Raw genomic sequence first — 12969 nt, forward strand, 5'->3', positions numbered from 1 at the left:
GTTTACTGTTCATTAATATCACTCCTTGGGCACATATTAACACTTTTAAACACATTCATCAGTATTTTAATTGACTATATATTCCTCCTTTGTTTTTTTATTTTAAAAATCTTTTTTAAATATTTATGCACTTAATTTTGTAAAAAAATAATAAAATAAAGGCACCCGATAAACGGGCACCTTTTATTTAATATCTAGATAAGATTTTATTACCTCTTCAAGTATTTCATCTCTTTCAAGTTTTCTAAGTAAAGCTCTTGCTCCGTTATAACTAGTAATGTAAGAAGGGTCCCCTGAAATCAGATATCCTACCAATTGGTTTATTGGGTTATATCCCTTTTCTTTCAATGCTGTATACACATCATTTAAAATTGATTTAGTCAAATCCTCTTTGTTAATGTTTAAGTCAAATTGCATTGTTTTATCAAGATTATTTTCCATATTGTAGCTGCTTACTTGCAGCTTCACCTCCTTACGAAAGTATTTTTAATTTTAATCATTTGAAAATCGAATAATTAATTTATTAATTATATTATACCCTAATTTTACATAATTGTATACTATACAAATTAATTATTTTACTAATTTTTCTATTGTTTGGAAAGCAGTTTCAATTGCTGTTTCGATATTTTCTGGTTTCTTACCACCTGCTTGAGCCATATCTGGTCTTCCACCACCGCCTCCTCCTACAACTGTTGCAACTTCTTTAATTATCTTTCCACAATGTATTCCCTTATCTAATACATCTTTAGTTGCCATAGTTATTAAGTTAACTTTATCACCTAAATTACTTACTAAAACAACTACACCTGAACCCATCTTACTTCTAATTTTATCAGCTAAATCTCTTAATGCATTTCCATCAACACCTTCTAAAGCATAAGCTATAGTTTTAACACCATTAATGTCTTTTGCACTATTTAATATATCATCTAAAGCCCCACTAGTAAGCTTTGATTTAAGTTCTGCAATTTCCTTATCCTTTTCCTTAAGTTCTGCACCTTGAGATGATATTTTCTTTAAAACATCCTTTTCAGTACACTTAAGTGCTGAACAAGCTTCTTTTAATAATCTTTGTTTTTCTTCCATGTATTTTATAGCAGCTCTTCCTGTTAAAGCTTCTATTCTTCTAATTCCTGCAGCAACACCAGTTTCAGAAACTATTTTAAATAATCCAATTTCTCCAACATTAGATACGTGAGTACCACCACAAAGTTCTTTAGAGAACTCTCCAGCTACAACTACTCTTACCTTATCACCATACTTTTCATCAAAAAGTGCAGTTGCTCCAGATTCCTTAGCTTCTTCAATAGTCATAAGCTTAGTTTCAACAGTATCAACTTCCATTATTTTATCATTAACTAAATCTTCAACTTTTTGAATTTCTTCTGATGTCATAGCTTGGAAATGAGTAAAGTCAAATCTTAATCTTTCATTATCAACAAATGAACCAGCTTGATGAACATGAGAGCCAACAACTTCTTTTAATGCAGCTTGTAACATATGAGTTGCTGTGTGATTTTTACAAATGTTTGCTCTTATAGCTTTATCTACAGTTAAAGTAACTTCTTCATTTAATTTAATACTTCCTTCTTTAACTTCAACATAATGAACTGTTTTACCACCAACATTTTTCTTAGTGTTGTAAACATAAGCAGAACCATTTGCTCCAGTTATCATACCAGTATCACCAATTTGACCACCCATTTCAGCATAGAAAGGAGTCTTGTCAGTTAAAATATAACCCTTAGTTCCAGTAGTTAATTCATCAACAAAATCTTCATCAGTTGCAATAACTACAACTTTTCCATTTGCTGTAGTAGATGTATATCCAACAAATTCTGTTTCAACATCAGCCTTAACTTTGTTTATTGGATTTTCATCAGCTCCCATGTAAGAAGTTTCTCCTCTTGCACTTCTAGCTCTTTCTCTTTGAGCTTCCATTTCCTTTTTAAACTCTTCATGATCAACAGTCATATTCTTTTCTTCAAGAATTTCTTCTGTTAATTCTAATGGGAATCCATAAGTATCATATAATTTAAATGCTTTTTCTCCAGAAAGTACTGTAGATTTAGCTTCTTCTAATTCTTTAATATAACCATTTAAGATATTCATTCCACTATCAATAGTTTCATTAAATCTTTCTTCTTCTAAAGTTATTATCTTAGTTATATAATCCTTGTTTTCAACTAATACTGGATAATTTCCACCATAGTTTTCAACAACTGCATCTACAACTTCCTTTAAGAATAATCCCTTAATTCCAAGTAATCTTCCATGTCTTGCAGCTCTTCTTAAAAGTCTTCTTAAAACATATCCTCTTCCTTCATTACTTGGTTGAACTCCATCAGATATAAGCATAGTTACTGCCTTAACGTGGTCTGTTACTATTCTTAATGAAACATCACTATTTGCATCTTTTCCATATTCTACACCTGATAAAGCAGATACCTTATTTAAGATATTCTTTACTGTATCAATTTCAAATATGTTATCAACACCTTGCATTATAGTTGCAATTCTTTCAAGTCCCATACCTGTATCAATATTTTTATTCTTTAATGGAGCATAGCTACCATCTTCTTGCTTATCAAATTGAATAAATACTAAATTCCAAAACTCAACTATTCTATCAGCATCAGATGCAGCAACAAAATCTTCTACATTTGTTACAGGTGCTACATTTTCACCTCTATCATAGTGAATTTCTGTACATGGACCACATGGACCAACTGTTCCAACTTCCCAGAAGTTATCATCCTTACCTAATCTAAATATTCTGCTTGGATCTATATCTGTTTTAGTAGTCCAAATTTCATAAGCTTCATCATCTTCTAAGTATATAGTTACATATAACTTATCTTTAGGTAACTTTAAAACTTCTGTTACATATTCCCATGACCATGGAATAATTTCATTTTTAAAATAATCTCCAAATGAGAAATTTCCTAACATTTCAAAGAAAGTACCATGTCTTGAAGTCTTTCCTACATTTTCTATATCACCAGTTCTTATACACTTTTGACAAGTAGTAACTCTACTCTTTGGTGGTTTTTGTATTCCTGTAAAATATGGCTTAAGTGGTGCCATACCTGCATTTATTAATAATAAACTCTTATCATTTTTAGGTACTAATGGAAAACTTTCCATTCTTAAATGTTCCTTAGATTCAAAAAAGCTTATAAAACTTTCTCTTAATTCATTTGCTCCCATGAATTTCATTTTTTTCAACCTCCAACTTTTTATAACTTAATTGGGATGTCGCATTAAGAATAAATACTACAATATTGTATTAATTTTTATTTTTTAAAACAATATATTGTGTATAAAAATTTTAGTGCAACAGCCCCTTTTTCTTTGGAAATTCAACTAACAAAAAAAGTCTTCATCCCTAAAGACCAAGGGACGAAAACTTATAATTTCCGCGGTACCACCCTAATTATGTATAAAACTTATACATCACTTAAAGTAAAAATAAGCTCCAAGATAGCTTCAATATGTCAAATAAGAAGTTTTCACCAGCCACTTCCTCTCTTAATATTTAAATCATATTTACTCATTCTCTTCATTGCTTTTTGCTATTTATTTATGACAAAATTATATTTCATTTACTCATTTCTGTCAATAAACAGTTCATTTTGAATAAATTTAATATATTTATTACTTATTTTAACCAATATTTCAAAATAAATAATAATCTATATCATCATAAATAACTTTTATTATTACTGCAATTGGAATAATTAATACCATTCCAATTACCCCACCTATTTTATCACCTAATACTAATAAAATAATAATAACAATAGGATGCATATTAGTGCTATCCCCTGTAATTTTAGGAGCTAAAAAATTACCTTCAAATTGTTGAATTAAAAAAACACCAATTGCTGAAATTACTCCCTTACTAACTGAACTAGTAAGAGCCATAAATATAATAGGTATACCTCCTATTATGGGTCCAAAATAAGGAATTATATTGGCAACTCCATTTATTATTGCTAAAACCAAAGGAAATTTTACCCTAAGTATTAAAAGTAAAATAAAGGATAAAACTCCTATTATTAATGATAATAATAATTGGCTAAATATATATCTACTTAATATTTTATCTATATTTTTATTTATATTTTTAACTATTATCCTCTTATCTGTTGGTAAAAGTAATAAAAGTTTATTATAAATAAGCTTTGAGTCAGCTAAGAAATAATAAGTTGTAATTGGCACTATTGCAAGACTAACCAGATTTTCAGCCATACTAAGTAAATTATCAATTAAATTAACAGATAAACTACTTAAAAACCTATTAATCTTTTCTCCAGTTTGTATATAAAGAGTTTCAAACCATGGCAATTTATCTAATTTAAGACTTATTGCCAAATTTAATATGTATTCTTCAATATTATCTAGCATGATTCCAAAATTTCCACTTTCATTTAATATGGTTGGAATTATGCTATATAAAAGCCCTATAAATATAATTAAAAACATTACTATAATTAATAATGAACTTTTTTTAGAAGATAAATTAAATTTTTTGCTTAAATAATTTCTTAAAGGCTTTAATGTGTATGCAATTATTATTGAAATTATCAATAAGTTTACAACTGATCTTATTGGAGCTACAAAACAATATATCATTATTAAACTAATTAATACTATTATAAAAATCAATAATTTTATAATTAAATTTTTATACTTTTTGAACATCACTATCGCCCCCTAAATTATGAGGTAAAGTTTTTAGCTTAACCCTTGAGTTTCCATTATATAAGATATATTCATCACAAAGAGTACAATGCTTTAATGTTATTACTTCTTTACCTTTAAGCATTTTGTCAAATATTCCAGAACTCATAATAATACCTTTTATCTCAAAATTTTGCTTATCTATTATTAAGTCTTCAAGAACACCTATAAGTTTTTTCTCTTTATTAATTATATCCACATATCTAATTTCCTTAAACTTTAATCCCTCAAAATTTGAAGTACCTTTAATTTTCATATCTTCATCAATAGAAATAATTGAATCTACTGAAACATACATTTGTTTTTTAAATATTGATGTAGGGGAAATTGTAAATCCCCTCACAACCCCCTTATAAAAATCTATTGAAATATCTTCTACAACTCCAATATACTTATTTTTTAAATCATATATTTTCATTAAATAAAAGTCTCTCCACTTAAACATGATTTCACCTCTAAAAATATAGTAAATTTAGTATTTACATATTCCATGGAAATTATTAGTCAATTCAAGTAGCAAGCTTGGAATAGTTTCAAGTGACAAACTAGAGCACAAATTGAGCTAATGCTGAATTTTCCCCCTTCACTACTAACTCACTTGCCAATTGCCACTCTCCACTTGCCACTTGTCACTTACCACTTGCCACTAACTACCCATTCCTATTCTATAATCTTGTGGAGATATTCCTACATGTTTTCTAAATACATTACTAAAATAATGTTGAGTATTATATCCCACCATTTTAGAAATATCATTTAGCTTTAATTCATTATCCCTCATTAAAATTATTGCATTTTTTATTCTCACATTAGTTAAATAATCTGCAAAATTCATTTTCAAATCTCTTTTAAAAACTCTAATTAAATATGCTTGACTAACTTTCATTACATTAGCCACTTCAGCAATACTTAAGTTTTCATTAAAATAATTCCTATTAATATATTTTTGAACTTCAATTAACATATCAGATTTTTTACTTTTATCAATTATCCTATTGCATAAAGAGTTATATACTATATTTATTTGAACAGGATCCTCTCTTAAAAATGATGCACAAATAACAACATTAACCTTTAATTTTTCATTAATGTTATCTTCTAAATTATTTACTGCATGATGCCATCTTTTTATTGGATTAACATCACATAAAATCACAACTTGTCCCTTAAAATCAACAATAACATTTAAGTACTTAAAATCACTCATTATTTCCTTTGCAATATTACTAATTGCAAAACTTAAATTTTCAGCCTCCCAATCTATTTCATAACTATTTTCACCCTTTACAAGAGGCTTAACAACAACAAGTGCCATTGTCTTACTATAAACTACATCAAATTTTTTCATTTCATCTGCTAAATTATAGCTTTTTACTTTTCCCAATATCCATTTTCTTAAGAACTTTTCCTTTTCAACATTCCATTGAAAATTATTGACTTTTTTATTATCATCCTCAGCAACTAAAATTTTAACCAAAGCAATTTCCTCCCTGTTATACCATTTTCAACAATACATTCTTAGCTTTATAGCATAGTCATATTATTAAATTAACCTAAAGTTCAAAGTATAAAATTCTAAATAAACGCTTTAATTAATATTTCAATTATCAAAATTAAATTTATTATTGTTAATTTAAAAATACAAAATATATTTAAACTACATTTACTATACCTTAGCCTATATACTATATATAATAAGCTAGCTTAAAGAATATACTACATAAGTATATTTATTTAATTATTCTTACAAGTATTTAACTTTATTTTAATAATTTTACTTTTACATAACTTATTTTAATTTATTACTTTCTTTTTTTATTTTACTATTACAATTTAAATCTTTTTCTTCATAAATAATATATTTTTTATAAAAATTAAAAGCAATAAACAATGCAATTAAATATATCATCCCTTTAAATCCACCAGCATTTAATCCAACAAATATTGCAATTAATACACTTAATTGTGATAATTCCAATGATGCTGATAATAACTTAGGTTCTAATATATTTCTTGTTATCATTATTACAGAAAATAAAATAATTAAAAACACAACTATTACAAACTTTCCACTAAAAAAATAAATAACTACTAAAGGTAAAAATACTAAAATCATACCCACAATAGGCAATAAATCTAAAATCATACATGTAAAGCTCAACAATAATGAATATGGTATTTTTAAAATATTAAAACCTATGAAAGTTATTACAAATGTACAAAAAACTAAAAATGAATATGTTCCAATATATTTAAATACAATATCTTTAATTTCTAATATTATTTTTATATATTTTTCATACTGATCATTTTCATTAAACTTATTTTCTTCATTTGGTGAATATTTTCTTTTTATAAACTTTTTTAAAAATACAAAACTTGATAATATGGCAAATATTATTACTGATATTATATATGGAAGAGCAGAAACTACATTTATTATTCCATTAACTATCCCCTTACTAAAATCTAATGCATAATTTGACATATCAGAAATAAACTTTGTTATGTTTGTTTTTAATGTATCTAAAATTGATTCATCTATGTTTTCAAATCCTGATAAAGATTTTTGTAACATATCACTTATTTCTGAACCATTATTATAAATATAATCATATCCTTCTGTTGCTAAATCTTTAATTTCAGAAGAAAAATAAACCACACCAACAACTAATACCGAAACTGTAATAACATAAAAAATTAATGTTGAAATAATTGCTGCTATTTCCCCCCTTATATTAAACCTTTTTATAATAAATTCTGTTGGCTTTTGCAAAATTGAAGCTGCAATTAACCCAATAATAAATGGTATAGTATATTTTATTGTTCCTGCTATAATAATAAAAGCAATTGTAAATAAGCAAAAGAAAATTAATATATTTGCAAAAGGTTTTACTTTTTTTACTATTTCATTAATATATTCCATTTTATTTCACCACCAACCTTTATATAAATATTTATCTATTAAAAAAATAAAAGGAACTAGTTTTAAATAACTCCCCTTATATATATTATTAAATTATTTATTAAATTCGAACTCTACTTTATTATTGTAAAAAGTCTATACTTCTTTTCTAATATATTAGATAATTGGGATAATCTCCTTTTCCCACCTTATTATAAGGCTTGATTTTACAATTAATTGAATACTCATTTTTCTTTTTTACGCAAGCCCCTATTTTGTTATTCTTTTATATTACATAAAACTTTACTTATATATTAATATTTTAACTGTGCATATAATTTTTAGCAATATTTCCCAAATAAAAAAAGTACCTCTTATCTTTCATTTTTGATAAGAGATACTTTCTTTTAATTATATATATCTGAAAATTCTATATTAAATTTTTCTACTTTTGAAACTATGCTTTTTTCTCTAACATTATTATTTTTAAAATTTTTCATTTTTCTTATTGGCAATTCAATACAAAATTGAGTTCCTTCTTCAAATTCAGTATTTACATACACTTCACCATTGTGAAGTTTAACTAATGATTTAACTAATGTAAGACCAATTCCAGTACCTTCTGCTCTTCTTGTTAAAAGACTTTCAGATTGAGTGAATCTTTCAAAAATTCTAAGCCTATCTTCAAAATTTATCTTTTCTCCATCATTGGAAATCTTAATAATAACTTTATTACATCTATCATTAACTTCCATATCAACATAAATATTGCCACCATGAGATGTAAATTTCATTGCATTAGAAAGTACATTTAATATTATTCTTTCTATTTGATCTGGATCACATGCAGTTATTATTTCCTCTTCTATTGTATCAAATATAATATTTCTTTTATTATCTTTCATATACTCTGCAAGTGATTGAACTATATTTTCTACAACTTCAACTATATTATAATTTCCCATATTAATAGAATAAAAGTTACCATCTATTTTGCTCATATCAATTAAGTTATTTGCAATCTTTAAAATCCTATATGAATTTTGTTTTATATTACTAAGACATTTATTAAACATATTATAATCAGGATATTCATTATTAACTTCAATATAATTCATTACTAACTGAACTGTAGATAGTATTATATTTAAAGGAGTCTTAAATTCATGAGATAAATTTGCAAAAAATTCTGTTTTTAAACTTTCAATTTCTACAGCATGTTTAAGATTTTTTTTATCTTTAATAAAGGATAATATTATACATATATATTTTATAAACTCTTCATTTATTTTCTTTGGTTTATTTTCATAATAAATATGTATACACCCTAAAAGATTATTATTTATTTTTAATAAATATATGTATTTAACACTATTAAAATTTAACTTTTCTTCAATTTTACACTCATAATTGTAAAAATAATTTTTTTCAATATCCATTGTTATATTATAGCTTTCTTCAAAAAATGCTTCATCTTCCCCAAAATGATTCTTTAATATCATTGCATTTTTATTTTTATCATATAAATATAATCCAACCTCATTACATTTAACTGCTGATTTTAAATCTTTTAAAATTCCATAATAAACTGAAGAAGAATTTAACATCTTAGGATTGTTCATTATTTTATTTGAATTTTCATTAATGCTTATTTGCAAAGACTTATCTTCACTTACAAACTTTGCAATTCCACCTATTTTTACTTTATCTTTATCATTATTCAATAATGCCTTAAATATTTCATATCTTGTTTCTATATTATCATTTATTATTTTATCTTCTACAAATTCTTTATCACCATTTTCTAAAACACTTTTATCACTTTCATCACAAATATGAGCAAGTGTTTTAGGTCTTATATCATAATCATTTTTCCCTATTATTTCTTCTTTTTTAATCCCCAATTTCTTTTCTGTTGCTAAATTAACATATTGATATATTCCATTTGTATCTTTAATAAAAATTTCATATGGAATTTTATCTAATAGTTCTTCTAAATCTTCTATTGTATAATTTCTTTTATCTATTTTGTTTACACTCATTATTTAATTCCACCCCACATAAAATTCACATTTCCCCATCATGTTTTTGCTTCATTATAACATATTATACTAAAAAAGTATAATAAACAACAAATATTATACTTTTTTCAATATTAATAATACTTTTAACTATCCATTAATTTTCCCATAATATACAAAAAAGAAGCCAAAACTAATTTGACTTCTTTTTGAATTTATTTATGTTTACATTTATGCTTAACAACTAACTCATATAAAGTTGCAACTGGTGCTCCTGTACCGCCCTTTGGTGTAGTATCACTTGAAGATTCAACCCAAGATGTCCCTGCTATATCTAAATGAATCCAAGGCTTATCTTGCACAAATTCTCCAATAAACATACCTGCTGTAATACAACCTCCATAACGTCCACCAATATTCTTAAAATCTGTAAAATCACCCTTATAAAGCTTCTTATAGCATTTATCATTAGGTAATCTCCAGAACTTTTCTCCACTTCTCTTTGAAGCAGTAATTAATTCATCATAAAATTCATCATTATTACTTATAACTCCAGTTATTTCAGTTCCAAGTGCAACTAAAGCAGCACCTGTAAGGGTTGCAACATCAACTATCTTATTTACATTTTCCTTTTCAATAATGTAAGTAACAGCATCTATTAAAGTTAATCTTCCTTCTGCATCAGTATTTAATACTTCAATAGTCTTTCCTGCCATTGAGCCAATAATATCTCCAGGCTTATAGCTTCCACCAGAAATAGCATTTTCACAAGCTGCAACTACTGCAACTACATTTTTTTCAACTTTATTTTTTGCAAGTGCTTGCATTGTTCCAATAACAGCTGCTGCTCCACCCATATCACTTTTCATTGTATCCATTGATGATGATGGTTTAAGAGAATATCCACCAGTATCAAAAGTAAGACCTTTTCCTACAAGACCAACTCTTTCATTACTATTTCCATTGCCATTGTATCTCATTACTATTAATCTTGGTTTATGAACTGAACCCTTTCCTACCTCTAAAAAGGCCTTCATTCCTAACTCCTCAATTTTCTCTTCATTAAATACTTCTACTTCAAATCCACTTTCTTTTCCTGCTTTTACTGCCCTTTGTGCTAAAGTTTCAGGATATAATACATTTGAAGGTTCATTTACAAGATCACGAGCTAAAATTATACCATCTGCAACATTGATAGCTTCTTGTATTTTTTTTCTCATTTTATCAACTTTTTCTTTTGGAGCCCCTAAAATTGTTACATTTGGCAAATAAAATTTTTCATTATTCTTATATTTATCAAACTTATATCCTGCTAATTTTATTCCATGAACTATTGCAGTAGTAATTCCCCCTGTACATAATCCATTAGCCTTTACAAAATTAATACTTAAATCATTAATTTTTAATTTTTCAGCTTGCTTAATCCCCTTTGCTACAGCATTTATTAAATCTACTTTTTCTAATTCATCAAATCTTCCAAGTCCCACAAAAATTTCATAATTTAAATCTTCAGTAGTTTTGTAAAATATCTGACCACTTTTTCCTTCAAATACTTTTTTAGATTTTAGAACTTCTACTATTTTATTGTTTGTTGGCTTGTCTTCATAAACAAGAAAAATATTTCCTTGAAAATTTCCAACACTTATATCTCTTACATCTATCATTTCTTTCTCCTTTTTATTATTTTAATAGTTTTTTCTATTATACTACATTTATCAAATTTAATTCTACTCATTTATAATTAAGTTTTTTATTACAGAAAAATACCCCTGAGGTAACTTTCCTCAGAGGCTAAAATTTTTTATTTTATAAACACCATCAAATCGATTTGTACAAAAAAATAGTGCCTATAAAAATAAGCACTACCCTTAAACTTAATCACCAACACCAAAATCAGTATTATGATATAAAACTTCAACCTTTGGGTGAGTATTTAAAAATTCATATTCATCTTTAAACCACTGAACTAATTCCTCATCTCTTTTAATTTCAGTAGTATTATTAACAAAAACATTAATAGTTGCATACTTAAAGTGTTCTAAAACAATTTCAATATCTCTTTTAATCATTTCCCTAGTTTGTCCCTTTATTCCAACCATCAAACATACAGATTGGAACTTTTCTGCAACTTCCCTTGGGTCTCTAAACCTAGCATTTTTATTTAAAAAATTATTTCTAAAGTCAAAATTAAAAGTTTCAACTCCAATTTTAAATACTATAGGAATATTAAAAAACTCCCTCATTTCATCTAATCTATTTCTATAACACCAATGACTTTCAAAAAATAAAAGTTTGATTTTCTTTTCATCTACTATCTTTTTTATGTAATTCAAAGTTTCCTTTGGTATTTCAAAGCAACTTCCTGAATTAATTACCTCAAGAACTCCAAATTCACCTGTTATATTATCTAAAACCCCTTTATTTAGCTTATTTAATTCTTCTTCATCTTTTCCATTATCATCAATGTAATCACAAAAACTACATTTTCCCCAAACACATGGAAAAGCTTTTAACAAAACAATTTCTCTACTATTTTTATTAATTATCTTACTATATCTATCCATAGATCTCCCTTTTTTAAACATTAGATTCTAACTTAAAATTATTAGGCATTGCTTTAATAATATTAATTACTAATAATACAATCATCATTTTATCAATAAATTCAGTTAATATTTGAGTTATAAATATACTTGGAACTAATCCTAAACCCATATTTTTTAAATAAATTATAATAATTGAATTTCCTGATGAAGTAATTCCTCCAAACACAACTGCAGATGCAATTGCTGCAACAATAGCTGAACATATAGCAATTAATAATGTACTAAATGGCATAATAGCTTTCTTTTTAAAACCACCTTTTTTATAAATTATACCTGCTAAAAGCCCAACTGTTATTTGTGAAGGTATAAAATATAATGCATATGGGTCAAAAGTCATTGTTGTTATTAAATAACTTAATATCCCTGTGGTAATTCCTGCTATTGGTCCAAATAAAAATGCAATTAAAAATGTTCCAATTGTATCAAGGAATATTGGCAGTTTTAATGTCACTGCTATTAGTGCGCCTATTACATTTATACCTATACATAATGATATAAGCACTAACTTTTTTGTGTTGTTTCTTTTCATTTTTTCACTCCTACTCTTAATTTAGTAAGTGTAAGGGAGATTAGATGGTCACTCCAAAAAAACAAACCTCTAAGCATTAAACTTAGAGGTTCTATAAAAAAACTTATAATTTTAAAGTTATAAAATACAAAAATAATTTATAACTAAGCCTAGTTTTTT

Annotated in this window: 10 protein-coding genes and 1 other annotated feature; all 10 genes read right to left on the reverse strand. The window is 26.0% G+C overall.

Annotated features, from left to right (window positions below):
- Positions 1-183: 183 nt before the first annotated feature.
- Positions 184-441 (reverse strand): IreB family regulatory phosphoprotein, encoded by a 258-nt coding sequence (locus ACUN06_RS08650; RefSeq protein WP_291733832.1) that lies wholly within the window; start codon positions 439-441, stop codon positions 184-186.
- A gap of 132 nt (positions 442-573) precedes the next feature.
- A complete protein-coding gene (gene alaS, locus ACUN06_RS08655; RefSeq protein ID WP_449389630.1) occupies positions 574-3222 on the reverse strand; it encodes an alanine--tRNA ligase in 2649 nt (882 codons plus the stop codon).
- Positions 3223-3398: 176 nt separating this feature from the next.
- Positions 3399-3578, reverse strand: a binding site (T-box leader).
- 103 nt (positions 3579-3681) lie between these two features.
- Complete coding sequence (locus ACUN06_RS08660) at positions 3682-4710, reverse strand: AI-2E family transporter (protein ID WP_449389631.1); 1029 nt, start codon at positions 4708-4710, stop codon at positions 3682-3684.
- Complete coding sequence (locus tag ACUN06_RS08665; protein ID WP_449389632.1) at positions 4694-5194, reverse strand: PRC-barrel domain-containing protein; 501 nt, start codon at positions 5192-5194, stop codon at positions 4694-4696. Before ACUN06_RS08665 ends, ACUN06_RS08660 begins: the two co-directional genes overlap by 17 nt.
- A gap of 201 nt (positions 5195-5395) precedes the next feature.
- Positions 5396-6226, reverse strand: coding sequence for a helix-turn-helix domain-containing protein (locus ACUN06_RS08670; RefSeq protein WP_331891961.1), 831 nt, complete (start codon positions 6224-6226; stop codon positions 5396-5398).
- Between the two features lie 312 nt (positions 6227-6538).
- The gene (gene ytvI, locus ACUN06_RS08675) at positions 6539-7675 is read right to left on the reverse strand and encodes a sporulation integral membrane protein YtvI (RefSeq protein ID WP_291733844.1); all 1137 of its coding nucleotides are present in this window, start codon (positions 7673-7675) and stop codon (positions 6539-6541) included.
- 386 nt (positions 7676-8061) lie between these two features.
- Entirely contained in the window at positions 8062-9696 is a 1635-nt protein-coding gene (locus ACUN06_RS08680) for an ATP-binding protein (RefSeq protein ID WP_449389633.1), read from the reverse strand.
- Between the two features lie 194 nt (positions 9697-9890).
- Complete coding sequence (locus tag ACUN06_RS08685; protein ID WP_449389634.1) at positions 9891-11339, reverse strand: leucyl aminopeptidase; 1449 nt, start codon at positions 11337-11339, stop codon at positions 9891-9893.
- Between the two features lie 210 nt (positions 11340-11549).
- Complete coding sequence (locus ACUN06_RS08690; RefSeq protein ID WP_449389635.1) at positions 11550-12239, reverse strand: radical SAM protein; 690 nt, start codon at positions 12237-12239, stop codon at positions 11550-11552.
- A gap of 13 nt (positions 12240-12252) precedes the next feature.
- Complete coding sequence (locus ACUN06_RS08695; protein WP_294161485.1) at positions 12253-12810, reverse strand: ECF transporter S component; 558 nt, start codon at positions 12808-12810, stop codon at positions 12253-12255.
- Between the last annotated feature and the right edge of the window lie 159 nt (positions 12811-12969).

This window comes from Clostridium sp. ETTB3 (assembly GCF_053571985.1).